Source organism: Kitasatospora sp. NPDC028055 (assembly GCF_040637885.1).
In the GTDB taxonomy this organism is placed as follows: domain Bacteria; phylum Actinomycetota; class Actinomycetes; order Streptomycetales; family Streptomycetaceae; genus Kitasatospora.
This window is the reverse complement of the sequence record NZ_JBEZXE010000025.1, coordinates 12,251-36,534: the sequence shown is the minus strand read 5'-3', so window position 1 is coordinate 36,534 and position 24,284 is coordinate 12,251. Positions and strand designations below refer to the sequence as shown.

General features: G+C 74.2%; 20 protein-coding genes. 17 read left to right on the top strand and 3 right to left on the bottom strand.

Annotated features, from left to right (window positions below):
* Positions 1 to 63 precede the first annotated feature (63 nt).
* Entirely contained in the window at positions 64 to 1,014 is a 951-nt protein-coding gene (locus AB0F71_RS23580; protein WP_360237689.1) for an aldo/keto reductase, read from the bottom strand.
* 166 nt (positions 1,015 to 1,180) lie between these two features.
* A complete protein-coding gene (locus AB0F71_RS23575; protein WP_360237687.1) occupies positions 1,181 to 2,743 on the bottom strand; it encodes an MFS transporter in 1,563 nt (520 codons plus the stop codon).
* Positions 2,744 to 3,058: 315 nt separating this feature from the next.
* On the opposite strand from AB0F71_RS23575, the gene AB0F71_RS23570 reads away from it, so the two are divergent.
* From AB0F71_RS23570 to AB0F71_RS23500, 15 genes are all read left to right on the top strand, one after another.
* Complete coding sequence (locus tag AB0F71_RS23570) at positions 3,059 to 3,859, top strand: AfsA-related hotdog domain-containing protein (RefSeq protein WP_360237685.1); 801 nt, start codon at positions 3,059 to 3,061, stop codon at positions 3,857 to 3,859.
* A gap of 81 nt (positions 3,860 to 3,940) precedes the next feature.
* Positions 3,941 to 4,630 carry an HAD family hydrolase gene (locus AB0F71_RS23565; protein WP_360237683.1) on the top strand — a complete coding sequence of 230 codons (690 nt, stop codon included), beginning with the start codon at positions 3,941 to 3,943 and terminating at the stop codon, positions 4,628 to 4,630.
* Between the two features lie 281 nt (positions 4,631 to 4,911).
* Complete coding sequence (locus tag AB0F71_RS23560) at positions 4,912 to 5,895, top strand: zinc-binding dehydrogenase (protein WP_360237681.1); 984 nt, start codon at positions 4,912 to 4,914, stop codon at positions 5,893 to 5,895.
* 292 nt (positions 5,896 to 6,187) lie between these two features.
* The gene (locus AB0F71_RS23555; RefSeq protein WP_360237679.1) at positions 6,188 to 6,412 is read left to right on the top strand and encodes a hypothetical protein; all 225 of its coding nucleotides are present in this window, start codon (positions 6,188 to 6,190) and stop codon (positions 6,410 to 6,412) included.
* Between the two features lie 50 nt (positions 6,413 to 6,462).
* Positions 6,463 to 7,818 carry an LLM class flavin-dependent oxidoreductase gene (locus AB0F71_RS23550; protein ID WP_360237677.1) on the top strand — a complete coding sequence of 452 codons (1,356 nt, stop codon included), beginning with the start codon at positions 6,463 to 6,465 and terminating at the stop codon, positions 7,816 to 7,818.
* Positions 7,819 to 7,859: 41 nt separating this feature from the next.
* Positions 7,860 to 9,029, top strand: a complete 1,170-nt coding sequence (locus AB0F71_RS23545) for a pyridoxal phosphate-dependent aminotransferase (RefSeq protein ID WP_360237675.1) — start codon at positions 7,860 to 7,862, stop codon at positions 9,027 to 9,029.
* Positions 9,019 to 9,984: a 3-methyl-2-oxobutanoate hydroxymethyltransferase gene (locus AB0F71_RS23540; protein WP_360237673.1), complete on the top strand. Its 966-nt coding sequence runs from the start codon at positions 9,019 to 9,021 to the stop codon at positions 9,982 to 9,984. The genes AB0F71_RS23545 and AB0F71_RS23540 overlap by 11 nt, the downstream gene beginning before the upstream one ends.
* Complete coding sequence (ectB, locus tag AB0F71_RS23535) at positions 9,981 to 11,279, top strand: diaminobutyrate--2-oxoglutarate transaminase (protein ID WP_360237671.1); 1,299 nt, start codon at positions 9,981 to 9,983, stop codon at positions 11,277 to 11,279. Before AB0F71_RS23540 ends, ectB begins: the two co-directional genes overlap by 4 nt.
* The gene (locus AB0F71_RS23530; protein WP_360237669.1) at positions 11,276 to 12,277 is read left to right on the top strand and encodes a diiron oxygenase; all 1,002 of its coding nucleotides are present in this window, start codon (positions 11,276 to 11,278) and stop codon (positions 12,275 to 12,277) included. Before ectB ends, AB0F71_RS23530 begins: the two co-directional genes overlap by 4 nt.
* Complete coding sequence (locus tag AB0F71_RS23525) at positions 12,277 to 13,518, top strand: MFS transporter (protein WP_360237667.1); 1,242 nt, start codon at positions 12,277 to 12,279, stop codon at positions 13,516 to 13,518. Before AB0F71_RS23530 ends, AB0F71_RS23525 begins: the two co-directional genes overlap by 1 nt.
* A 26-nt stretch (positions 13,519 to 13,544) precedes the next feature.
* On the top strand, positions 13,545 to 14,417 hold the full coding sequence (locus AB0F71_RS23520; RefSeq protein ID WP_360237665.1) for an NAD(P)-dependent oxidoreductase: 873 nt from the start codon (positions 13,545 to 13,547) through the stop codon (positions 14,415 to 14,417).
* The gene (locus tag AB0F71_RS23515) at positions 14,414 to 15,727 is read left to right on the top strand and encodes an ATP-grasp domain-containing protein (protein ID WP_360237663.1); all 1,314 of its coding nucleotides are present in this window, start codon (positions 14,414 to 14,416) and stop codon (positions 15,725 to 15,727) included. The genes AB0F71_RS23520 and AB0F71_RS23515 overlap by 4 nt, the downstream gene beginning before the upstream one ends.
* Complete coding sequence (locus AB0F71_RS23510) at positions 15,724 to 16,227, top strand: flavin reductase family protein (protein WP_360237661.1); 504 nt, start codon at positions 15,724 to 15,726, stop codon at positions 16,225 to 16,227. The genes AB0F71_RS23515 and AB0F71_RS23510 overlap by 4 nt, the downstream gene beginning before the upstream one ends.
* 84 nt (positions 16,228 to 16,311) lie before the next feature.
* A complete protein-coding gene (locus AB0F71_RS23505) occupies positions 16,312 to 17,559 on the top strand; it encodes an ATP-grasp domain-containing protein (protein ID WP_360237659.1) in 1,248 nt (415 codons plus the stop codon).
* Positions 17,560 to 17,565: 6 nt separating this feature from the next.
* Positions 17,566 to 18,597, top strand: a complete 1,032-nt coding sequence (locus AB0F71_RS23500) for a 2-dehydropantoate 2-reductase (protein WP_360237657.1) — start codon at positions 17,566 to 17,568, stop codon at positions 18,595 to 18,597.
* A gap of 28 nt (positions 18,598 to 18,625) precedes the next feature.
* On the opposite strand, the gene AB0F71_RS23495 is transcribed toward AB0F71_RS23500, so the two are convergent.
* Complete coding sequence (locus AB0F71_RS23495; protein WP_360237655.1) at positions 18,626 to 21,892, bottom strand: BTAD domain-containing putative transcriptional regulator; 3,267 nt, start codon at positions 21,890 to 21,892, stop codon at positions 18,626 to 18,628.
* A 486-nt stretch (positions 21,893 to 22,378) separates the two neighbouring features.
* Here AB0F71_RS23495 and AB0F71_RS23490 point away from each other — a divergent pair, with 486 nt between their 5' ends.
* Both AB0F71_RS23490 and AB0F71_RS23485 read left to right on the top strand, forming a co-directional pair.
* On the top strand, positions 22,379 to 23,728 hold the full coding sequence (locus AB0F71_RS23490) for a diacylglycerol kinase family protein (protein WP_360237653.1): 1,350 nt from the start codon (positions 22,379 to 22,381) through the stop codon (positions 23,726 to 23,728).
* Positions 23,725 to 24,270, top strand: a complete 546-nt coding sequence (locus AB0F71_RS23485; RefSeq protein ID WP_360237651.1) for a phosphatase PAP2 family protein — start codon at positions 23,725 to 23,727, stop codon at positions 24,268 to 24,270. Before AB0F71_RS23490 ends, AB0F71_RS23485 begins: the two co-directional genes overlap by 4 nt.
* Positions 24,271 to 24,284 lie beyond the last annotated feature (14 nt).

The following is a 24,284-nucleotide window of genomic DNA, read 5'->3' as shown; positions in this document are numbered from 1 at the left end:
TCGCGGGGGGCGTGGGGGCGGGGGTGGTGAAGACGGTTGGGGCAAACGGTGGGTGACCGGGCGTCAGTACCGCGAGCCGACCGGGGCCGGCGCGGAGTCCAGCTCGGTCAGGTCGGCGTCGGACAGCCGCAGGTCGGCCGCGCCGGCGTTCTCGGCGAGGTGGCCGAGCCGCTTGGTGCCGGGGATCGGGACGACCTGCTCGCCCTGGGCGAGGGTCCAGGCGAGGGCGACCTGCCCCGGGGTGGCGCCGTGCCGCTCGGCGACCCGTCGCAGGGTCTCGACGATGGCGAGGTTGGCGGCGAAGGCCTCCCGGGCGAAGCGCGGGTTGGCGGTGCGGTAGTCGTCCGGCGCGAAGGCGTCCGGGCTGGTGTAGCCGCCGGTGAGGAAGCCGCGGCCGAGCGGGGAGTACGGGACGAAGGCGGCGCCGTTGGCCTCGCACCAGGGCAGCACGTCGGCGAGCACCTCCCGGCTCCACAGCGACAGTTCGGTCTGCACGGCGGCGACCGGGTGGACGGCCTGCGCGGCCGCCAGCTCCTCGACGCCGACCTCGGAGAGGCCGATGCCGCGGACCAGGCCGGCCTCGACCAGCTCGGCCATCGCGCCCCAGGACTCGGCCAGCGGGACGTCCGGGTCCACCCGGTGCAGGTAGTACAGGTCGACGTGGTCGGTGCCGAGGCGCTTGAGCGAGGCGCGGATCGAGGCGTGGATGTGCTCGGGGCGGCCGTTGCGGTACATCGGCCGGTCCGGCTCCTGGACCAGCCCGACCTTGGTGGCCAGCACGGCCTGCTCGCGACGGCCGGCCAGCGCCCGGCCGAGCAGCTCCTCGTTGGTGAAGGGGCCGTAGACGTCCGCGGTGTCGATCAGGGTCATGCCCTGGTCGAGGGCGTGGTGGACGACCTCGACCGAGGCGGCCTCGTCATAGCCGCCGGTGGTGTAGAAGTCGGTCATCCCCATGCAGCCGAGGCCGATGGCTCCGACGTCGAGGCCGGTGGGGCCGAGGTGGCGGCTGTGCATGATCTCTTCCTTCGCGGTGGTTCGGGAGCGGGGGTGCAGGGGGTCCAGCGGGTGCGGGAGGTACGGGAGGTGCGGAGGCGGAGCGGTCCGGGCGGGGCGGCGGGTTCACCGCGCCCCTCCCGGACCGGTCGCTCGGGTCTGGCGGTCAGTTCCGTCGCGGCGGGCGTCAGCGCCCGGCGCCGACCGGCTCGGGGGCCTGGTCGGCCTCCGGGGCGGTCACCGCGGCCGCGGCGGCCTTGCGGTCACGGAGCATCACGGCGATCAGCGGAGCGCTGAGCGCGGCCACGCCGGCCAGGATCCACAGCACGGTGCGCAGCGCGTCGGTGTAGCCGTCGGCGAGGAAGGTGTGGAAGGCCTGGCGGCCGGCCTCGGCGACGCCGGACTCCGGGTCGGCCAGGTTGCCCTGGGCGACCTTGGCGGCGAGGCCGTCCGGGTTGCCGGTGAAGCCGCTGCCGTAGGAGTCGAGGTTCGTGGAGACGTTGGAGCTGACCAGGCTGACCAGGACGGAGCCCATACCGGCGATGGCGATCGCCTCGCTGGCCAGGCGCATGGTGTTGAACATGCCCGCGGCCATACCGGCCCGCTCCGGCGGGACGGAGCCGATCGCGGCGCCGTCCAGCAGGCCGAAGGAGATGCCGACGCCGGTACCGATGATCAGGAACGGGCCGATCAGGCCCGCCACGCCGATGCCCGGGTGGATGGTGGTGAGCCAGGCGGCGCCGCCGGCGACCAGCAGCAGGCTGACGGCCAGCAGGGTGCGGACCGAGATCTTCTGGGCGAGGCGACCGGCGATGATCGGGAAGACCAGCACGGGGGCGGTGAGCAGCAGCATCACGGCACCGGCCTCGGAGCTGCTGAACCGGTTGGCGCCCATGAAGTAGGAGGGCAGGAAGACCAGCAGGCAGACGAAGCCGAAGGCGAGCGCGACGGGGACGAAGCAGATCGCGACGAAGCGGCCCTGGGTGAACAGGGTCATGTCGAACATCGGGCGCTCCTGGCGCAGTTCGACGACCACGAAGAGCGCGAGCAGCAGCACGAAGCCGGCCAGCAGGCCGAGCACGACGGGGCTGGTCCAGCCCTGCTGGGGGCCCTCGACCATGGCGAGGGTGACCAGCGCGAGGCTGGTGGTGAAGGTGACGGTGCCGCCCCAGTCGACGCCGCGGGCGCCCGGGTCACGGGACTCGGTGATCCGCGGCAGGGCCAGCAGCAGCGCCAGGTCGATCGCCGCGTGCAGCAGGAAGACCGACCGCCAGCCGAAGGAGGAGACCAGCAGGCCGGAGGTGGAGGGGCCGAGGGCGAGTCCGACGCCGAAGGAGGAGCCGAGGACGCCGAAGGCCTTGGCCTGGGCCGGGCCGGAGAAGGTGGTGGCGAGCACCGCGCTGCCGGCGGTGAGCACCGCGGCGGCGGCCGCGCCGGCCAGCAGGCGGGCGCCGTCCAGCAGGTAGATGTTGCTGCTCAGGCCGCTGACCAGGGAGCAGAGGCCGAAGAGCGTGATGCCGATGCCCAGCATTCTGCGGCGGCCGACCAGGTCGGCGATGGCGCCGCAGGCGAGCATGAAGCTGGCGAAGGTCAGGTTGTAGCCGTTGACCACCCACTGGAGCGGTCCGAGGCCCGCGCCCAGATCGGTGGCGATCTTCGGCAGGGCCACCGAGGCGCCGGTGAGCGAGGCGGGGAGCAGCCCGCCGGCGATGCACACCGCTGCGAGCGTGGTGCGTGGGTAGCTCTTCATGGGTCGAGGACTCCGATGATGTCGATGGTGTCGATGAGTTCGATTAGCAGCAAGAACCCTGTTCGGTATCAGGGTTCTTACTCATGGCAGAGGACGCTATAGGTTCGCCGCGGCGGGCGTCAAGACGGTCGGTCGTCCGGGATCGGGATTCTTGGTGAAGTCTTGATATGAGACAGGGTCGTAAGCTGTCTACGAATGCTGATACTGTCCTGGCAGCTGGCCTCCCGTCAGGAAGGCGGGAGAGGGCTGTAATTCAAGCCTTTTGCCTGTTCAGAGACGCGCGCCACGCGCACTTCATGTGATGGGGGCATTGACATGACGCATCGAACCGATGTTCTGTACCTGGTCGGCGACCGCTTCGGCGCACTGGCCGCGAACGACGGAGTGGCCACCGCGGGTGGGTTCGTCAAGGAGCTGCGGGCGGGGCGCTACAGTGACCCCGAGCTCCGTCTGACGCTGATCAACGGCCAGGGCATGAGCTCCTACGAGTGGGACTGGGTGGCTCGTGAGATCGCCCGCTACGGTGCGGCCGAGCGCATCTCGGTGCCCGAGCTGCAGCCGAGCCTGGCCTGCCGGGACGAGGCGCACAAGCACCGCGAGCAGAACGTCCTGATCGCCGGCCTGCGCCAGATCGACGCGCTGCGCTACCAGGCGGACCTGAGACTGGACAACGACAACGAACTGCTCCTGGACCACACCACCGGCCAGCACATCCAGGGCATGATCATCATCGAGGCGGCGCGGCAGATGTTCCTGGCCGTCACCGAGCGGTTCTACGCCTCGGCCTGGCCGGAGCGGCAGTACTACTACGTGATCAAGAGCTTCGACACGGACTTCGAGAACTTCCTGTTCCCGCTGGACGCCACCGTCGACTACGAGATCCTTAGCGCGAGCATCGACAACCCCGAGCGGCTGTCCTTCGGCGTCGAGATCGCCGTCCACCAGGGCGGCGCCCGCGCCTCGCTCTCCCGGGTCGAGTTCACCGCCTTCGAGAGCGACGTGATCTCGCAGAAGGAGGGCAAGCGCGCGGCCCGCACGGTCGAGCAGGTCCGCCTCGCCCGTACCGAGCAGGAGCAGGAGCGGGACGGCGAGCTGGCCTCCGCCGGCTCGCGCTGACCGACCCGACCGGATCCCGACCGGACCCCGGACGCACCCGGAACGCACCCCGGACGCCATGACGAACACCAGGAGCACCCAGTGACCCGCCCGACCGGCCCCGCGGCCTTCTTCGACGTCGACGAGACCTTGATCAACGTCAAGAGCATGTTCGACTTCCTGGCCTTCCGGTACCGGGTCGAGGGCCGCCCGGAGTCCGACTACGCGCGGGACCACGGCGCCCTCCGCCGGCTGGCGGACGGCGGCGTGCCGCGCGAGGAGGTCAACCGGGCGTACTACCGGCTGTTCACCGGCGTACGGGAGGCCGACCTCGCCGAGCAGGGCGAGCAGTGGTTCAAGGAGCGGACCGGGGAGGGGGAGCTCTTCCACGCCCCCGCCCTGGCCGCCTTCCGCCGGCACACCGAGCAGGGCCACCACACCGTCCTGGTCTCCGGGTCCTTCCCCGGCTGCCTGGACCCGATCGCCCGGTACGTCGACGCCGACACCGTCCTGTGCAGCCGCCCACTGGTGGCCGACGGGATCCTCACCGGAGAACTGGAGCAGCCGATGATCGGCGCGGCCAAGGCCGTCGCCGCCCGCGAGCTGCTCGACCGGGGCGGCTTCGACCCGCAGGAGTGCCACGCCTACGGCGACCACTCCTCCGACCTCGACCTGCTCCGACTCGTCGGCCACCCCACGGTGGTGGGCGACGACCCGGTGCTGACCGAGCACGCCGACCGCGGGGGCTGGAGCCGGCTGCCCGGCCTCGGCCACGGCGCGGCACAGCACTGACCGACCGACCATCCCACCCCCCGCGCCCGCCCGGGTCCCCCCGGCCCGGGCGGGCGCCCCCGACCGACCCGGTCCGCTGTTCGGCGGCTCGACGCGACCCGCAAGGGCGCGAAGCGGCTCGAAGCGGATCGGCCCGGTCTACCGAAGTACCCCGCAGCACCAGGCAGTTCACGCAGTACCCGGCAGTTCACGCGGTGCGCCGCGGTCCACGCGGTTCGCCGCGGCGCCGGCAGACCAGTAGCAGCAGCAGTTCGACAGCACAGCAGCCAGGAGGCATTCCCATGCGCGCCATTCGTTTCGACAGCTACGGCGGCCCCGAGGTCCTGACCCTCGTCGACGTGGAGATCCCCGAGCCCGGTGCGGGCGAGGTGTCGATCGACGTGGAGTACGCGGGCGTCAACTTCGCCGAGGTGATGTTCCGCCGCGGCCAGTTCCAGCCCGGTACCCCGCACGTCCCCGGCCTGGAGGTCACCGGGACCGTCCGCGCCGTCGGCGAGGGCGTCACCAACCTGCGCCCCGGCCAGCGGGTCGCCGCGCTCACCCTGGCCGGCGGCGGCTACGCCGAGGTCGCGGTGGCCCGTGAGCGGCTGACCGTCGCCCTCGACGGCGAGCTGGACGCCATCCCCGGCCCGGTCGCGGCCGCCTTCCCCTGCAACCTGCCGGTCTCCTGGGCGATCCTGCACGACGTGGCCCGGGTCCGCGAGGGCGAGAGCGTCCTGGTGCTGGCCGGTGCCGGCGGCGTGGGCAGCGGCGCCGCGCAGATCGCCCGCAACCTGGGCGCCGGCGCCGTCTACGGCGCGGTGAGCAGCGCGGACAAGGCCGCGTTCGCCAAGGAGAAGTTCGGCTACGACGAGGTGTTCACCTACGACGAGCTGGAGGAGCGCCTCGCCGAGGTGACCGGCGGCCGCGGCGTCGACATCCTGCTGGACTCCATCGGCGGCCCGCTGCGCGCCAAGGCCCTGGACCTGCTGGCCCCGCTCGGCCGCCACGTGGTCTTCGGCAACGCCTCGCAGCAGGACCACACCTACGAGGCCAACCAGATGTGGTACACCGCCAAGACGGTGGCCGGCTACAACATCGGCGGCCTCGCCGACCAGCAGCCCGACCTGGTCCACGGCCACCTGGTGGAGGCCGCCCGCCAGCTCGCCACCGGCGCCGTCCGGATCGAGACCACCGAACTCGCCCTGGAGGAGGCCGTCAAGGCGCACGAGATCCTCGAGGCCCGCGACTCCACCGGCAAGTTCGTCCTGCGCGTCAAGGCCTGACACCCGGCCGCCCGTACCCGAGGGCCGCCTCCGCCATCCGGCGGGGGCGGCCCTTCGGCGTTCCCGCGCGCGGAAGCGCCCCTGAGCGCAACCCCCTTCTCGACTCCTTCTGATCGCCTATCGACGCTCGGGCCGCCGCGGAGCCCCGTGAAAGGTGGTTGGAAAGCGCACCGGTCTGGACTGGTCCCAGCCGGGGCCGCCCGGCGGAACCGGACCGGGACCACACCCCGGGCCGGACGAGGGACGCACTACGGCACAACGGCACAGCGAACAGCACATGGGGGAGAGCGCAATGACGAAGACCCGGATCATGATCCGCACCGTGCTCGGCCTGGCGGCCGGCGCGATGGCGGTCGGGGTGGTCCTGTCGGCCGCCGGCGCGGGCGGCGAGTCGGGCGACGACACCCACTGGGGCATGGCGCGCTCCTCGGCCGACACCCACTGGGGCGCACCGGTGCCGGTCACCGACGACACCCACTGGGGCGTGACCGGGCCGGAGCTCGCCCCCGGCCGGTGAGCGACCCGAGGGGTCGGGACCGATCGTCAACGGACAGGGAGGAAAAGGTCATGGGCGGGACACGCCGGATGATGAAGCTGGGGGCGTTCATGCTCGTCCCCGGGTACCACGTCGCCTCCTGGCGGCACCCGGCGGCGCGGGCCGACGGCGGCCTGGACTTCGGCCACTACCGGGACCTGGTGCGCACGGCCGAGCGGGCCAAGTTCGACATGTTCTTCGTCGCGGACGGCGTCGGCATCCGCACGCCGTACCAGGACGCCGACGAACTCAGCCGCTGGGGCCGGTTCCTGCAGTTCGACCCGATCACCCTGCTGTCCGCGCTCTCGGTGCACACCGAGCGGATCGGCCTGGCCGCGACCGCCTCGACCACCTACAACGAGCCGTTCCACCTGGCCCGCAAGTTCGCCTCGATCGACCACCTGAGCGCGGGCCGGGCGGCCTGGAACATCGTCACCTCGGTGACCGACGCCGAGGCCCGCAACTTCAACCGGGACTCCCAGCCGGACCACGGCGCCCGCTACCACCGGGCCCGCGAGTTCATGGAGGTGGTCACCGGGCTGTGGGACAGCTGGGAGGACGACGCCTTCGTCTACGACAAGGACGGCGGGCAGTTCTTCCGGCCCGAGAAGCTGCACGTGCTCGGCCACAAGGGCGAGCACTTCTCGGTCGCCGGCCCGCTCAACGTGGCCCGCCCGCCGCAGGGCTACCCGGTGCTGATCCAGGCCGGCGCCTCCGCCGACGGCCAGGACTTCGCGGCCCGGTGGGCCGAGGTGATCTTCACCGCCAGCCAGACCCTGGAGGAGGGGCAGGCCTTCTACCGGGCGATGGGCGAGCAGGTCCGGGCGCACGGGCGCGACCCGGAGCAGGTGAAGATCATGCCGGGGCTGTTCCCGGTGGTCGGCCGCACCCGTGCCGAGGCCGAGGACAAGTACGCCGTCCTGCAGGAACTCGTCGACCCGGTGGTCGGGTTCGGCCTGCTCACCCAGTTGCTCGGCGACGTCGACGTCTCCGGCAGCCCGGTGGACGGCCCGCTGCCCGAACTGCCCGAGACCCAGGGCAGCACCAGCCGGCAGCGGCTGGTCTACGACAAGGCGCGGCGCGAGGGGCTGACCATCAAGCAGCTCTACCAGTCCGTCTCCGGCGGCCGCGGCCACCGGGTGCTGATCGGCACCCCGGAGGAGATCGCGGACGCGATGGAGGAGTGGTTCACCGGCGGCGCCGCCGACGGCTACAACGTGATGCCGCCGGTGCTGCCGGACGGCCTGACGGACTTCGCCGACCTCGTCGTCCCCGAACTGCAGCGCCGCGGCCTGTTCCGCACCGAGTACGAGGGCACCACGCTGCGCGAGAACCTCGGCCTGGACCGCCCCGCCCACGGCGCCGCCGCCCGTACCGAGCACGCCTGAACAGCTCGCACGTCATCCGAGAACCCGAGGAGCACCCGAGCATGCCGTCACTGGCACGAGACCTCAGAGAGATACCGCCCTCGCCCCTGGTCCAGGTGGAGGAACTGCTCAGCCGCAGCGGCGACCTGGCCCCGATCGGCCTGCACCAGGGCAAGACGGTCTTCGAGCCCTGCGCCCGCCCCCGGCCGTGGAACGCCGAGGAGTTCGCCACCGCCGCCCACCAGCACGCCCCGCCCGGCGGCGTCCGACAGCTGCGCGAGGCCTTCGCCGAGCACCTGGCGGCCCGCCGCGGCGCCCCGGTCGAGCCCGCGCAGGTGCTGGTCGGCAACGGCGGCACCCACGCCATCTCGGTGGTGCTGCACGCGATCCTCGGCCAGGGCGACGAGGTGCTGGTGCTGTCCCCGCAGTGGCTGTTCGCCACCGGACTGGTGTGGGCGGCCGGCGGGGTGCCGCGCGAGGTGCCGGTCTTCCTGGAGCTCAGCGCCGACGCCGACTTCGACTTCCTGTCGGTGATCGAGCGGGCGGTGACCGCCCGCACCCGGGCGATCTACTTCAACAACCCCAACAACCCGACCGGCTACCGGCTCAGCGACGCCCAGCTGGCGGCGCTCACCGAGCTGGCCGAGCGGCACGACCTGTGGCTGATCGCCGACAACGCCTACGAGAACTACGACTTCACCCGGACCGGCTTCGTCGACCCGGCCACCGTCGGGCGGGCCGCCGAACGCACCTTCTCGGTGTACAGCTGCAGCAAGACCTACGCGATGCCGGGCGCCCGGGTGGGCTTCCTGGTCTCGCCGCCCGGCCTGGCCGAGCCGCTCACCAAGTGGTCCCTGCACTCGCTCTACTCGGTCTCCACCGCGGCCCAGTTCGCCGCGTACGAGGCGCTGCGCACCCCGGCCGAGGAGCTCACCCGCCGCCGCGACCGGGCCGCCGCGGCCTGGTGGCTCGCGGACTCCAAGCTGGAGGTCCCGCACACCGCCGTCTCCGGCGGGCTGTACACCTTCCTCGACCTGGCCGCGTACGGCGACGGCGAACGCTTCGTCCGCCGCTGCGCCGAACTGGGCGTGGGGCTGGCCCCCGGCCGGGTGTTCGGCGCCCACTGCGCCGACTGGGCCCGGCTCTGCTTCACCGCCGCGCCGCCGCCGCTGGTGGCGGAGGCGATCGACCGCATCAACAAGATCTACCGGGAGGGCATCGATGAGCACTGACACGGTGGTCCTGGAGCATTCCGGCCTGGCTCCGTTCCTGCGCCGCTACGACGCGCCGTCGCGCGTCGGCCTCAAGGTCAACGCCTACCGGGGCTACGAGGTGGAGGGCCTGGCCCGGGCGCTGGAGGCGCCCGAACTGGCCGACTGCCCGCTGGAGTGCGTCATGGTCGGCGACTCCTACTTCATGACCCACCTGGGTCGCCCGAGCACCGCGCTGGCCGACGACGCCGAGCGCGAGTGGGCGCTGGCCACCCTGACCGGGCTGGTCGCCGAGGTGCGCGAGGCGATCGACGCCCACTTCCCGGCCGACCGCCGGCCCTTCCTGCTGGCCGACCTGCCGGACGGCGCGACCGCGAGCCCCGCGGCCGCCCTCGCCGCCGGCGAACGGTTCCGGGCGGCGGGCGCCGACGCGGTGAAGGTCGAACTGGCCGGCGACGGCGACCTGGACTGCCTGGAGGCGCTCGCGCTGACCGGCACCACCACCCTCGGCCACCTCGGCTACACCCCGCAGCGCGGCGAGCTGAGCCGGCACGGCGACAGCGTCGAGGGCGCGGAGCGGATGTTCGCCCAGGCCCGCCGGGTGCGGGACGCGGGCGCGGCCGGCCTGATCGTCGAGATGGTCAGCGAGCCCGTCAACCGGGCGCTGAGCCGCCCGGACGCCGCCGGCATCCCGCTGTACTCGGTGTTCAGCGGCCGGGCCGAGTGGGGCGGGCAGAGCCTCAACGTCTGGGACGCGGTGGTCCGCCCGGCCCGCGGCGGCCGGTTCTTCCCGCCGACCGCGGTGATCGAGGCCGCCGAGGCCCCGACCCGCTACACCCCGGACCTGATCGCGGACCGCCTGCGCGAGCTGATCGGGCTCACCCTGGACGGCGGCTTCCCGCTGTCGCCGCGCACCGTCCTGACCCCCGAGGAGACCGAGCGGATCTCCGCGACCGAGCCCTGGAGCGCCCGATGACGACCACCCTCCCCGCCGGCCCCTCCTCCGGCACCGCGGTCTTCGAGCAGCTGGAGTCCGAGATCCGCACCTACTGCCGGCGCTTCCCGGCGGTCTTCACCCGGGCCAGCGGGCACCGGATGTGGGACGAGGACGGCCGCGAGTACCTGGACTTCCTGTCCGGCGCCGGCGCGCTGAACTACGGTCACAACCCGGCCGACGCCCGTCAGGCGCTGGTGGACTACCTGCTCGCGGACGGCCCGGTGCACGGGCTGGACCTGCACACCGGCGCCAAGCGCCGCTTCCTGGAGCGCTTCCAGGAGGTCGTGCTGGCCCCGCGCGGCCTCTCCTACCGGGTCCAGTTCACCGGCCCGACCGGCACCAACGCGATCGAGTCCGCGTTCAAGACGGCCCGCCGGGTCACCGGCCGCACCGACATCGTCGCCTTCACCGGCGGCTTCCACGGCCTCTCGCTCGGCGCGCTCGCCGCCTCCGCCACCGCCTTCAAGCGCGACGCGGCCGGCGTCCCGCTGGCCAACGTGGTGCGGATGCCGTACGAGGGCTTCGCCGGCGAGGGCGTCGACACCATCGACTACCTGACCCGGATGCTGGACGACCCGGGCAGCGGCATGGACAAGCCCGCGGCCTTCGTGGTGGAGACCGTGCAGGGCGAGGGCGGCCTGGCCACCGCGACCCCGGAGTGGCTGCGCCGGTTGGCGCAGGTCGCCCGGGAGCGGGACATCCTGCTGATCGTCGACGACATCCAGGCCGGCTGCGGCCGGACCGGCACCTTCTTCAGCTTCGAGGAGTCCGGCATCACCCCGGACCTGGTGTGCCTGTCCAAGTCGATCAGCGGCTACGGGCTGCCGATGGCGCTGGTGCTGGTCAAGCCGGAGCTGGACCAGCTCGGCCCCGGCGAGCACAGCGGCACCTTCCGCGGCAACAACCTGGCCTTCGTCACTGCCGCCGCCGTCCTGGACCGCTGGGCCGACCCGGCGTTCACCGAGGGCCTGGCCGCCCGGGTGGAGCTGCTGGACGGCCTGCTGGCCGACCTCGCCCGGCGCTTCGCCGCGCTCGGCTGCACCCCGCGCGGCCGGGGCCTGATCCGCGGCCTCGGCTTCACCGACCCCGCCTTCGCGGACCGGGTCTCGCGGGCCGCGTTCGCCGCCGGGCTGCTGGTGGAGACCACCGGTGCGCGCGGCCAGGTGCTCAAGATCATGCCGCCGATCGTGCTCGCCGAGGACCGGCTGACGCACGGCGTCACCCTGCTCGCCGACGTCATCGACGCGGTGTCCCGCAAGGAGGAGGACCGTTGACCGACCTGCTGCACGACCTCGACACCCCCGTCGCCCCGGACGCCGCGGACGGGTCCGAGGACCACGCCCACGGCATCGACGAGACGGTGCTGCGCCGGCTCGCCGCGTCCTGGCCGCGCCGCGCCACCGTCCGCACCGACCTGGACCGGATCACCGACCCGGACCCGGCGGAGTACGACGCCGCGCTGCCCGACTACCCCGAGCGGCTGCTGCCCTTCGCCGAGCACCCGCTCTGGCTGGCCGCCACCCCGGAGCAGCGGCGGACGGTGCAGACGCTGGCCTGGCTGGTCTACAACGAGCGGGTCATCGCCGCCGAGGAGTACGTCGCCAACCCGACCTTCGCGATGATCATGCACGGCGTCTTCCCCGGCGCCGACGGCGTGCACACCAAGCGGGCGGTGCAGCAGACCCACGTCGACGAGGTGTGGCACACCTACATGCACATGGTCGCCATGCAGCGCACCCGGGAGCTGCGCGAGGTGACCGCCGAGCCGGCCTACCCGCACACCGTCACCTACCGGCGGCTGCTGGAGGCCGAGGCCAAGGTCTCCGAGAAGTGGGAGCGCGACCTGCTCAAGCTGGTCTGGACGACCGTCTCGGAGATCAGCGTCAACGCCTACCTGGAGCTGCTCTCCCGCGACGAGACCGTCCAGCCGCTGCACGCGCTGGTGCCCCGGCTGCACGCCCGTGACGAGTCCGCCCACTCCTCCGTGATGGTCGAGGTGGCCAAGGGCCTCTACACCCACCTGAACAAGGAGCAGCAGCGGGCCTTCGTGAACGCCCTGCCCGAGGCCCTGAACGCCTTCGTCGCCCAGGACTTCGCGGTCTGGCCCGGCATCCTCAGGCACGCCGGGTTCGAGCGGGCCGAGGAGATCGTCGAGGACTGCCGGCGGGCCGCGGGCCACAACCTGCTGGTGCGCGACTTCTCCGGGATCCGCCGGATCGTGCGCGAGATGGAGCTGACCGAACTGGTCGACTTCGACTTCGGGGCCGAGTGATGCGGCGGCCGGTCGGTCTGCGGGAGCTCTCCGCCGAAGGGCGCCGACTGGCCCTGGCCGCACTCGTCCAGTCCCTGGGCATCGGCCTGTTCACCGCCAGCTCGATCGCCTGGTTCACCCGGCACGTCGGGCTGAGCGCCAACCAGGTGGCGACCGGCCTCGCGGTGGCCGGCGCCGCCGCCCTGGCCGGCTCGCTGCTGGCCGGGGTGCTCGCCGACCGGCACGGCGCCCGGCGGGTGCTCGCCACCGTCTACGCGGGGCGCGGACTCTGCTTCCTCGCCTTCGCCTTCGTGACGGACCTCTGGCAGTACCTGCTGGTCACCCTGTTCTCGGTGGCCTTCGACCGGGCCGGCCCGCCGGTGCTCCAGGCCCTGGTCGCGGCCGCGCTGCCGGAACAGCGCGACCGGAGCCGGCTGCTCGGCCTGGTCAACGTGGTGCGCAACATCGGCCTGGGGCTCGGCGCCATGGCCGGCGGGGTGACGCTCACCCTCGACACCGTCGAGGCGTACCGGATCACCATGGTGCTGATCACCGCGGCGTTCCTGGGCGGCGCCCTCCTGGTGCTGCGGGTGCCCGCCCCGACCCGACCGGCCGCCGCCGCCACCCCCGTCGGCGGCGGCCCCCGGGCCCTGCCGGACCGCCACTACCTGGCGCTGACCGGCCTGAACTTCCTGTTGTCCTTCTTCGACGTGCTGCTGCTGGTGGCGATGCCGGTCTGGGTGCTGGACCACACCACCGCCCCGCACGCCACGGTGTCGGTGCTGTACGCGCTCAACACCGTCCTGGTGGTGGTCGCCCAGCTGCCGGTGAGCCGGCTCGCCGACGAGGTGCGGCGCAGCAGCCGGATGCTGCTGTGGGGCGGGGTGGCGCTGGCCGGCTGCAGCCTGTGCTTCGCCGCGGCGGGCGCGGTGCACGGCGCGGCCTCCGTCCTGATGCTGGTGCTGGCCGTGGTGGCCCTGTCGGTGGGTGAGGTGGTCAGCACCTCGGCCACCTGGAGCCTGTCCATCGAGCTCGCCCCGCCCGAGGCGCGCGGCCGCTACCTGGCCGTGTTCGGCCTCGGCCTGGCCGGCCAGCGGGTGCTCGGACCGGTGGTGGTCACCGGGCTGCTGCTCGGCTCGGGCGCGGTCGGCTGGATCGGCGCGGCCGCGGTGTTCGCGCTGACCGGCGCCGCGGCGGAGCGGGTGGCGCTCGCCGGGCACGCCGAACTCACCGCCCGGGAAACCGAATTGACGACAACGTGATGGATGCGAACGTAGGGAGACCGACCATGCGGATCGGATTCGCCGGACTCGGGACGATGGGCGGCGGCATGTGCCGGCGCCTGGCCGAGGCCGGTTTCGAGGTGGCGGCCTTCGACCTGGACGCCGCCGCCGCCGAGCGGGCGGCCGAGCAGCCCGGCATCACCGCCGCCGCCGCGCCCGCCGGCCTGGCCGCGCCGGTCGTGGTCACCATGCTGCCGGACGGCGCCGCCGTCCGGGCCGTGGCCGAGCAGCTGCTGCCGGCCATGGCGGCCGGCTCGGTGCTGGTCGACACCGGCTCCAGCGACCCGGCCGACACCCGCGAACTGCGCGAACTGGCCGGCCGGTACGGCGTGCACGTGGTGGACGCCCCGGTCTCCGGCAGCCCGGCGGCGGCCCGCGGCGGCGAGCTGACCCTGATGGCGGCCGGCGACCCGGAGGCCCTCGACCTGGCCGAGCCGGCGCTCACCGCCCTCGGCCGGGTGTACCGGGTCGGCCCGTCCGGCGCCGGTCACGCGTTGAAGGCGCTGAACAACCTGCTGTCCTCGGTCAGCCTCGCCGCCACCGCCGAAGTCCTGCTCGCCGGGCGGGCGTTCGGCCTCGAACCGGCCGTCATGCTGGAGGTGGTGAACGCCTCCACCGGCCGTAACCACGCCTCCGAGACCAAGTTCCCGGCACACGTGCTGACCGGCACCTTCGACTCCGGCTTCGCGCTCCGGCTGATGCTCAAGGACCTGCGGATCGCCGACCGGCTGCTGGCGGACGCCGGCGGCCGCTCCGACCTGGGCCAGGCCTGCCGGGCGCTCTGGGAGGACGCCCGGGAGAAGCTGCCGGAGCAGGCCGACAACGTCGAGCTGGTCCGCTGGCTGGAGTCCGAGGCCGGACGGGAGCTGCGGTCGTGAACGGCCCCGAGCTGACGCCCGCCCCGCGGATCGCCGTGATCGGCGGCACCCCCGCCACCCTGCGCAAGGTCCGCGCCGCGGGCTTCGAGATCGTCTGGGTGTACGGGCCGCAGGAGCTGGACCCGGCCGGCCTGGCGCACGTCGCCGAGGCCTACCTGACGGACTACCGGGAGCCCGCCGCCGTCGCCGAACTGCTCGCCACCGTGCACCGGTCCCGCCCGCTGGTCCGGGTGGTCTCGATCATCGAGGACGGCCTGGAACCGGCCGCCGCCGCGACCACCCGGCTCGGCCTGCCCGGCAACGGGCTGGACCTCGTCCAGGTGCTCCAGGACAAGCTGGCCTTCCGCACCCTGCTCGCCGAGCGCGGCGTGGACGCCGTCGCGGCCCGGATCGGGCACACCGCCGAGGACATCCGCGCCTTCGTCGCCGAGCACGGCCCGACCGTGATCAAGCCGCGCTACGGCTCCGGCAGCCTCGGGGTGCGCTTCGTCGAGGACCTCGCCGCCGTGGACGAGGCGGGCGCCTGGGCGGCCGGCTTCGGACTGCACTCCTTCCTGATGGAGCAGTTCCTGTCGGGCACCGAGATCAGCGTGGAGACCTTCAGCTACGCCGGCCGGCACGTGGTGCTCGCCTTCACGGCCAAGGAGAAGCTCGCCTCCTTCGTCGAGGTCGGCCACACCCAGCCCGCCCCGCTGGAGGACGCCACCGCCCGCCGGGTCGAGGAACTGGTCTTCGCGATGCTCGACACCGTCGGCCTGGCCGACGGCCCCGCGCACACCGAGGTGATCCTCACCGCGCAGGGGCCCCGGCTGGTCGAGTCGCACAGCCGGCGCGGCGGGGACCGGATCACCGACCTGGTGAAGGAGGTCTACGGGATCGACATTGATGCCCTGGCCTTCCTCTGGTACGCCGGGCGCACCGACCCGGTCCGGCCCGGGGAGCCGTCCTGCGGCGCCTCGATCCGCTTCCTGACCGCCGAACCCGGCGTGGTCGCCTCGGTCGAGGGCCTGGACGGGGTGCTCGCCGACCCGGCGGTCGTCGACGCCTCGGTGAGCGTCGCCCCGGGCGACACCGTGGTGCCGATCGCCTGGTCCTACGACCGCTGCGGCCTGGTGCTGGCCCGCGGCCGGGACGGCCGGGACGCGGCCGAGCGGGCGAGCGCCCTCGCCGCCCGGATCGCGATCCGGACCGCGCCCGCCGAGACCGGCCCGCCGGCCCGCACCCTGGCCACCATCGCGGCCCGCCCGGACCGGCTGGTCGGCGCCGCCCCGGACCCCGGCCCGGGAGCCGGCCCGGGAGGCGCCGAGTGAGCGTCGACGCCAAGGAGCTGCGCGGGGCGCTGCGCCCGCACGCGGCCGGGATCGCGGTGCTCACCGCGCCCGGGCCGGTCGGGGTGACGATCACCTCCTTCACCTCGGTCAGCGCCAGCCCGGCGCTGGTCTCCTTCGCCCTGGCGCAGACCTCCAGCACCTGGCCGCGGGTCCGGGACAGCGAGTGGTTCGGCGTCCAGATCCTCGGCGCCCACCAGCAGGAGCTGGCCCGGCTGTTCGCCACCCCGGGCGCCGACCGCTTCGGCCCGGACACCCGCTGGCACTCCGGGCCGCACCAGGTCCCGCTGCTCGACGGCTGCCTGAGCTGGCTGGTCTGCACCCGGCACGACGTCCGCACCCTGGGCGACCACCACGTGGTCACGGCCGCCGTCACGGAGGTCCGCCACGGCGCGCCGGGCGACAGCCTGGTCCACCTGCACGGCGTGATGCGGCCGGTGGCCCAGCCCGCCCTGGCCCGGCCCGCCCTGACCCGGAGCTGACCCCCGCCGGGAGCTGACCCCCCGCCGGGACCTGACCCCTTGGCCGGGAGCCGGCCCCCCGCCCACCATCCGACTGGAGGAGCAATGGAGACGGAAGCACGACCGCCGCGGCAGTCGGCCACCGGGGCGACCGCCCCGCACGCCCTGGTGCTGGTGGACAGCGACCACGCCGACACCCCGTACGACCTCTGGGCGGCCGAACTCGGCGTCCGGCTGACCCTGCTGGTCTCCGAGGAGAAGTACCCGCAGTACGCCCACCTGCCGGCCGCCCGGTCGATCTCCGGCTACCATGGCGGCAGTGAACTCGAGCGGGTGGCCATGGAGTTGGCCGAGGAGGACTTCGTCGCGGTGATCGCCCGCGGCGAGCGGGACGTGCTGCGCGCCGCCCGGCTGCGCGAGCTGTTCGGCCTGCCCGGCCAGCACTGGGACAGCGCCCTGGCCTTCCGCGACAAGGTCCTGATGAAGACGATGCTGCGCGAGAAGGGCCTGGACGTACCGGAGTTCGCGCCGGTGCGGGTCGCGCTCGACCTGTTCGGCTTCATCCGTGAGCACGGCTACCCGGTGGTGGTGAAGCCCGCCCTGGGCTCCGGCTCCAAGGGCACCGTGGTGCTGCGTGACGAGGCCGACCTCACCGGACTGCTCGCCGGGGGCCTACCCGAGCACGCCGAGGTGGAGCGCTTCGTCGACGGCCGGATGTACGTCGTCGACGGCCTGGTCACCGAGGGCCGGCTGGCCGCCGTGTTCGTCTCGCACTACCTCAACGACTGCCTCACCTTCCACTCCGGCGGCTACCTCGGCTCGGCCCAGCTGAACCGGGGCGAGCCGCTGGTGGAGCGCCTGATCGAGTACGCCGAGACGGTGCTGACGGTGCTGCCGACCCCGGACTGCACCAACTTCCACCTGGAGGTGTTCCTCACCCCCGACGACCGCCTGGTGCTCTGCGAGGTGGCCAGCCGGACCGGCGGGGCCCGCACCACCGGGGCGATCCGCGCCGCCACCGGCTTCGACCTGGACCAGCGCTGGTTCGCCGCCCAGCTCGGCGAGCGGATCCCACGGGGCGAGGAGCTGCGGGCGGTGCCGCCGGGCGGCTCCGGCGGCTGGGTGCTGTTCTACCCCGGGCGGGGCCGGCTGACCGGGCTGCCGCAGGAGCCGCCGTCCTTCGTGGTCGAGGAGCGGATCAAGGGCACGGTCGGACACCGCTACCACGGTGGTGAGAAGTCCGGTGACTACCTCGGCGGCTATGTGATCATTGGCCGGGACGCGGCCGAAATCGCCGCCAACGCCGAGGAGTTGGCCGCGTGGTACGCGAACGGGATCAGCTGGGAGGAGTAGGGCTCGATGGACAAGCGGTACATCGTGGTCGGCGCCGGGGCGGTGGGCGGCGTGGTCGGCGCGCGGCTGCACCGGGCCGGGCAGCAGGTGGTCCTGGTCGCGCGCGGCGAGCACGGCGCGGCGCTGCGCGAGCACGGGCTGACGGTGCACTCCCCGGCGGGGGCGGACACCGCCCGGGTCCCGGTGGCCGCCGGTCCGCAGGAGGTCGAACTGCGCGAGGGCGACGTCCTGTTGCTGGCCGTCAAGACCCAGGACACCGCGGCCGCGCTGGCCGACTGGGCCGACCGCCCGGTCGGCCCGGCCGGGGCCCGGGCCGGCGCCCGGCTGCCGCTGGTCTGCCTGCAGAACGGGGTGGAGAACGAGCGGCTGGCGCTGCGGCACTTCCGCCGGGTGTACGGCGCCATGGTCGTGCTGCCGGCCGCCTTCCTCACCCCGGGCGAGGTGCGCACCTGGTGCGGGCCGCGCACCGGCGCCCTCGCCCTGGGCCGCTACCCGGACGGCGCCGACGACACCGTCCGGGAGATCGCCGCCGACCTCACCGCGGCCGACTTCCGGGCCGAGGTGGTCGAGGACGTGCTGCGCTGGAAGTACGGCAAGCTGGTCGACAACCTGGCCAACGCCGTCGACGCGCTGTGCGGGCAGCGGCCCGGGGCGGAGTCCGCGGCTCTGGCCGTCCGGGCGCGGGCCGAGGCCGTCGCCGTGCTGGAGCGTTCGGGCATCGCGTTCGCGACGTCCGAGGAGCTGACCGAACTGCGCCTCGGCGCGGTCGAGCGTCGGCCGTCCGACCCCGGGGCCGGGCACGGCTCGACCTGGCAGAGCCTCAAGCGGGGCGGCCGGTCCGCCGAGGTGGACTACCTGAACGGGGAGATCGTGCTGCTGGGGCGCGGCTGCGGGGTGCCGACGCCGGTCAACGAGCTGTTCCAGGAACTGGTGAACCGCTGGGTGCGGGAGCGCCGCGAGCCCGGCAGCCTGGCCGTGGCGGAGCTGGCCGAGCTGATCGGGCGGGCGGCGGACGAACAGCCCCTCGCGGCGGGGTAGTCGGCCGGACCTGGCCGCGGGCCGGAGGTCAGCAGCGGTCCGGGCGGCTCCCCAGGCGCAGCGCCGGTCCGGCCTCGGCGGCCGGTTCGGGGCCGCGCCGGGACTCGGCCAGCAGGTCCTCGGTGCGCTCCAGCCAGGGCTTGGAACCGAGTTCGGTGAACAGCTTCCGGCAGGCCTTGAGGTGCCCGGCGGCCTGGGCGCGGTCGGCCCGGCGCAGCGCGATCTCGGCCAGCGCATAGCGCGAGCGGCCCTCCACGGCCCGCTCGCCGACCTGCCGGGACAGCTCCAGCGCCCGGGTCAGGGTGTCCACCGCGCCGTCCAGCCGGCCCTCCCGGCGGTGCACCGTGCCGAGGCCGTGCAGCGCGTAGGCCTCGCCGATCCGGTCGCCGCCCGCCCGGACGATCCGCAGCACCTCCCGCAGGGCGTCCTCGGCCAGGTCCGTCCGCCCGGCCGACAGGTGCAGCTCGGCGAACCGTTGCAGCACCTGGGCCTCCACCCGGACGCAGTTCTCCGCCCGGCAGATCACCAGGGCCTGCTCCAGCAGGGCGTGGGCCCGCTCCGGCCGGCCCGCCGTCATCCACCAGCCGGCCAGGCTGCGCAGGATGTGGGCCTCGCCGATCCGGTCGCCGACCAGTCGCATCACGGCCAGCGCCTCGTCGTACTTCTCCCGCATCGCCAGGTCGTCGCCGCGCACCCCGTCCAGGAAGGCGTCGTTGCGCAGCACCAGGGCCCGGCCGTGGTCGTGCCCGGCCGCCTCGAACAGCTCCCGGGCGAGCGCGAAGTGCTCCTGGGCCTGCTCGTGCCGGGTCTGGAACATGTGCAGGGTCCCGAGCGAGTAGAGCATCGCGGCCTGGCCGACGGTGTTGCCCGCCCGGACCGCCGTCTCCTGGGCGAGCCGGGCGGTCTCCTCCCAGTCGTCGAAGTGCCCCTTGGCCTCGAACAGGGTGACCGAGGTGAGCGCGAGGTCCCAGCAGAGTTCGTCCAGCCCGGCCGCGGCGGCCTGCCGTACGGCCGTCACCAGGGCCAGCCGCTCGGTGTCCCAGCCGTCCACCCCGGTCCCGGCCGCGCCCGAGCGGCCCTCCAGCGGCGGCCGCCAGCGCTCGGCCGTGCCGTGGATGACGGTGTAGTCGCCGCCGTACTCGCGGCGGTGGGCGTCCTCGGCCAGGGCCAGCCAGCCGCCCAGCATCCGGGCCAGCGCGGCCTGCCGCTCGCCCGTGCTCTCGGTGGCCACCAACTGCTCGTGGGCGTAGGCGCGGACCAGGTCGTGGAAGCGGTAGCGCGGCCCCGGCTGGTTCGGGTACTGGACGATGTCCATCACCTGGGCCTCGACCAGCAGGTCGAGGGTGTCCTCGGCGGTGCACGGGTCGCAGTCCAGCAGCGCCGCCGCGATCCAGGCGGGCGCGTCCGGCAGCTGGACCAGGGAGAACAGCCGGAACAGCCGCTGCGCCGAGGGCGGCAGGGCGCGGTAGGTGAGGCTGATGGTGGAGCGCAGTTCGAGGCCGTGGTGGCTGAGCTCGTCCAGCCGGCGGCGCTCGTTGCGCAGCCGCCGGACCAGCCGCTCCACCGGCCAGTGCGGGTGCGAGGCCAGCCGGGCGCCGGCGATCCGCAGGGCCAGCGGCAGCCCGTCGCACAGGTGGACCAGCTCGACGGCGGTGTCCAGTTCGGCCTGGACCCGCGGCCTGCCGATGATGCCCGCCAGCAGGTCCAGCGCGTTGGACATGTCGAACACCTCGACGTCCACCCGGTGGATCCCCGGGACCCGGGCCAGCCGGACCCGGCTGGTCGCGAGCACCGCGCAGCTGGCGCTGCCCGGCAGCAGCGGCGTCACCTGCTCCGCGCTGGTCACCCCGTCCAGGACCACCAGGACCCGGCTGTCGGCCAGCCGGCTGCGGTACATCTCGGCCCGCTCCTGGGGGTCCTCCGGGATCGCCTTGGCCGGCACCCCGACCGCCCGCAGGAAGCGGGCGAGCAGCGTCCCGGTCCGGCCCTCGCCCTCGCCGGTGGCGCCCGGCTCGGCGGTCGGGGTGTGCAGGTCGGCGTAGAGGTGGCCGTCCGGGAAGTGGGCGCCGGCCTCGTGCGCGGCGCGCACCGCCAGCGCGGACTTGCCGACCCCGCCCGGGCCGCAGATGTTGACGATCGGCACCGCGTAGCCGGGGGCCTGGGTGCCGGCGTAGGGCACGATCAGCTTCTTGATCTCGTCGAGCTGGCTCCGGCGGCCGATGAAGTCGCTGATGCTGGCGGGGAGTTGGCGGGGGGTGAGGCGGAAGGCGGTCTCGGCGGCGGGGTGTGCCGGGTGGGTGGTGAGGGTGGCCTGGACGGTGTGGGTGGTGTGCGCGGCGTGGACGGCGGGAGCCGGGGGCGCGGGCGGGGGAATGGCGGGGGCCGGGTCCGCGGTGCCCCGGTCGGCGGGCGGCATCGACAGGGGCGCCACGGAGACCAGGGCCACCTGGGGTACGGGCGCCGGTGCGGGGGCGAGCACGGGTGCGAGCGGCGGAGCGGCCGGGCTGGCGGCGGTGTGCCGGGCGTGCCCGTCGCGGTGCCCCGGCAGGTCCAGCCCGGGGGACTGGCACAGGATCGCCCGCTCCAGCTCCCGTAGTTCCTGGCCCGGCTCGATGCCGATCTCCTCGACCAGTGCCCGGCGCGCCCGCTGGAACGCCTCCAGCGCGTCCGCCTGCCGGCCCGAGCGGTACAGCGCCAGCATCAGCTGCCCGTACAGCCGCTCCCGGAGCGGGTGGCGGGCGGTCAGCGAGGCCAGTTCGGCGCCCAGCTCGCCGTGCCGGCCGAGCAGCAGGTCCAGCCGGACCCGCTCCTCCAGCACGGTCAGCCGCCGGTCGTCCAGGTGGGTGGCGGCCCGCTGGGCCAGCTCGCCGGGCACCCCGTCCAGCGCGGGCCCGCGCCACAGCGCCAGCGCCGCGCGCATGGTGGCGGCCGCCCGCTCGGTGCGGCCCGCGCCGTCCTCCTCCCGGGCGAGCGCGACCAGCCGTTCGAACTCCAGGCTGTCCACGTCGGCGGGCGCCAGCTCCAGCGCGTAGCCGGGGGAGCGGGTGGTGATCGCCTCCGGCCGACCGGCCTGGGTGAAACGTTTGCGCAGGGTGGAGACGGCGACCTGGACCTGTCCGCGGGCCGTGGTCGGCGGTGCGTCCCCCCACACCGAGTCGATCAGCTGTTCGGTGGAGACGGTCCGGTTGACGTTCAGTCCGAGCATCGCCAGGACCACCCGCTGCCGTGGGCCGCCCAGGTCCAGCGAGCGCCCCTCATGGACCAGTTCGACCGACCCCAGCAGCCGTAGCAGCATGCCTTCCTCCCCGTCAACCGAAACGCGCTCAGCGTATTGGTATACACCAGATTCCCCCGGTGGACACTACCGTCACAGCATTAACCGGACAGTCCCTGCGGGAGGTTTCTGTACGCTCGCCGAATTCTCGTCATAACCCCCGCGCTATCGTACGTGATCCCGGTCTGACCATTGCTGACAGAGATGCTTCGTGTGCGTGCCAGCTCTGCCGGGGCCTCCGGACGGATTCTCCGGGGCCGGGCCCCCGGCGGGCGCCCCCGGAATTGTTTTTGGACATTCGGGAGCGGCCCGCCGGGCCTCTGAACCGGCCGTGCCGCCCGGCCCGTTCGACGCGCCCCGAACGGGCCCTCAGGTTACGGTGACCGGACCGGACGGGGCCGAACGGAGGAGGGCGGGTCGATGGCGGGCGGGTCGACGGAGAGCGAGCCGACGGAGAGCGGGTCGAGGGCCGACGGATCGACGGCCGGAGGGCCGGGGGAGGACGTGGTGGACCGGCGCCGGCCGCGCCGGCTCGCGCGGCTCGCCCTGCTGTGCGCACTGGCCGCCGTGGTCGTGCTCGCCTTCACCGGCCCGCACGGGCTGCTGGTGCTGCTCGCCGAGCTCGCCGGCCTGGTGGTGACGGCCGTCGGCGTCTGGTGGGCGATCACCCGGCGGGCCCTGTGGCGGCTGGTCGGCGTGCTGCTGGCCGTCGGTGGGCCGGCCGCCGGCGTCCTGCTCGCCTACGACGCCGGGGTGCTGGCGCTCACGGTGACCGCCGTGGCCCTCTGGCTCGCCGCCCTCGCCTGCGCCCGCGCCGCGCTGCGCGCCGCCCGGCCGCCGCGCCCGATGCCCACCCGGGAGACCCCGCCGCCGCGGCAGCCCGTCCTGATCATGAACCCGAAGTCCGGCGGCGGGAAGGTCGAACGCTTCGACCTGGTCCGGCGCGCCGAGGAACTGGGCGCCCGGGTGGTGTTGCTCGACACCTCCGCCGAGCAGGACGTCGCCGAGCTCGCCCGCCGGGCGGTCGCCGACGGCGCCGACCTGCTCGGCGTGGCCGGCGGCGACGGCACCCAGGCCCTGGTCGCGGCCGTCGCCGCCGAACACGGCCTGCCGTTCCTGGTCGTCTCCGCCGGGACCCGCAACCACTTCGCGATGGACCTCGGCCTCGACCGCACCGACCCCGCCACCTGCCTCGACGCCCTCCGCGACGGCGTCGAACTCACCGTCGACCTGGGCCGGGTCGGCGACCGGACCTTCGTCAACACCGTCTCCTTCGGCGCCTACGCCCAGATCGTGCAGAGCCCCGAGTACCGCGACGCCAAGACCGCCACCGCCCTCGACGCCCTGCCCGACCTGCTGACCGGCGAGGCCGGGCCCACCCTCACCGCCCGCGCCGACGGGCACCGCATCGACGCCCCGCAGGCCCTGCTGGTCAGCAACAACCCGTACGCCGCCCCCGACCCCGTCGACCTCGGCCGCCGCCCCCGGCTGGACGAGGGCCTGCTGGGCGTGGTCGGCGTCCGGGTCGAGGGCGCCGCCGGAGCCGCCGAACTCGTCCTGCTCGGCGAGCGGGCCGCCGCACTGACCCTGCTCTCGGCGCGGCAGGTCACCGTGCACGCCGACGCCGCCGAGATCCCCGTCGCCGTCGACGGCGAGGCGCTGACCCTGCCGACCCCGGTCGTCTGCACCCTGCAGCACCGCGCCCTGCGGGTCCGCGTCCCGCGCGAGCGCCCCGGCGCCGACCCGGCCCAGCGGGCACACGCCCACCCGCTGGACTGGCGCGACGTCACCCGGCTGGCCCTGTCCGGGGCGGGCTCGCACCCGGCGCAGGCCCGGTCCACCGGAGGCGACCGATGACCGGCCCGGTCCTGCGCGACCTCACCGCGCTCGACGCGGCGCTCTACGCCGCCGTCGCCGCCACCGACACCCCCGCCCTCGACTCCGCCCTGCGCACCCTCTCCGCGGCCGCCGACCACTCGAAGATCAACCTCTCCGTCGCCGCCGCCCTGGCCCTCGTCCCCGGCCGGTGCCGCCGCGCCGGGGTGACCGGCGCGGCCGCCGTCGCCCTCGCCTCCTTCACCGCCAACATCCTCGGCAAGCGGCTGGTCCGCCGCCCCCGCCCGGACCGGGAGGCCGCCCGGGTGGTGCTGGGCCGGCACGTCCCGATGCCGGTCAGCGCCTCCTTCCCCTCCGGCCACACCGCCTCCGCCTTCGCCCTGGCCACCGCCGTCGGCACCCTGCTGCCCGCCACCGCCGTCCCGCTCGGCCTGCTCGCCGTCGCCGTCGGCTACTCCCGGGTGCACACCGGCGTCCACTACCCGGGCGACGTCCTGGCCGGCGCCCTGCTGGGCAGCACCTGCGCCGGGATCGCGCTCGCGGCCGGACGGCGGACGCCGTAGGGTCGAGCCTTCGG

Bases quoted from the DNA above. Each gene is read 5' to 3' on its own strand.
- AB0F71_RS23560 (WP_360237681.1), top strand. From the start codon at position 4,912: ATGCGCGCCATTCGTTTCGACAGCTACGGCGGCCCCGAGGTCCTGACC.
- AB0F71_RS23570 (WP_360237685.1), top strand. From the start codon at position 3,059: ATGACGCATCGAACCGATGTTCTGTACCTGGTCGGCGACCGCTTCGGC.
- AB0F71_RS23580 (WP_360237689.1), bottom strand. From the start codon at position 1,014: ATGCACAGCCGCCACCTCGGCCCCACCGGCCTCGACGTCGGAGCCATC.
- AB0F71_RS23500 (WP_360237657.1), top strand. From the start codon at position 17,566: ATGGACAAGCGGTACATCGTGGTCGGCGCCGGGGCGGTGGGCGGCGTG.
- AB0F71_RS23550 (WP_360237677.1), top strand. From the start codon at position 6,463: ATGGGCGGGACACGCCGGATGATGAAGCTGGGGGCGTTCATGCTCGTC.
- AB0F71_RS23555 (WP_360237679.1), top strand. From the start codon at position 6,188: ATGACGAAGACCCGGATCATGATCCGCACCGTGCTCGGCCTGGCGGCC.
- ectB (WP_360237671.1), top strand. From the start codon at position 9,981: ATGACGACCACCCTCCCCGCCGGCCCCTCCTCCGGCACCGCGGTCTTC.
- AB0F71_RS23520 (WP_360237665.1), top strand. From the start codon at position 13,545: ATGCGGATCGGATTCGCCGGACTCGGGACGATGGGCGGCGGCATGTGC.
- AB0F71_RS23540 (WP_360237673.1), top strand. From the start codon at position 9,019: ATGAGCACTGACACGGTGGTCCTGGAGCATTCCGGCCTGGCTCCGTTC.
- AB0F71_RS23495 (WP_360237655.1), bottom strand. From the start codon at position 21,892: ATGCTGCTACGGCTGCTGGGGTCGGTCGAACTGGTCCATGAGGGGCGC.
- AB0F71_RS23525 (WP_360237667.1), top strand. From the start codon at position 12,277: ATGCGGCGGCCGGTCGGTCTGCGGGAGCTCTCCGCCGAAGGGCGCCGA.
- AB0F71_RS23505 (WP_360237659.1), top strand. From the start codon at position 16,312: ATGGAGACGGAAGCACGACCGCCGCGGCAGTCGGCCACCGGGGCGACC.
- AB0F71_RS23545 (WP_360237675.1), top strand. From the start codon at position 7,860: ATGCCGTCACTGGCACGAGACCTCAGAGAGATACCGCCCTCGCCCCTG.
- AB0F71_RS23575 (WP_360237687.1), bottom strand. From the start codon at position 2,743: ATGAAGAGCTACCCACGCACCACGCTCGCAGCGGTGTGCATCGCCGGC.
- AB0F71_RS23485 (WP_360237651.1), top strand. From the start codon at position 23,725: ATGACCGGCCCGGTCCTGCGCGACCTCACCGCGCTCGACGCGGCGCTC.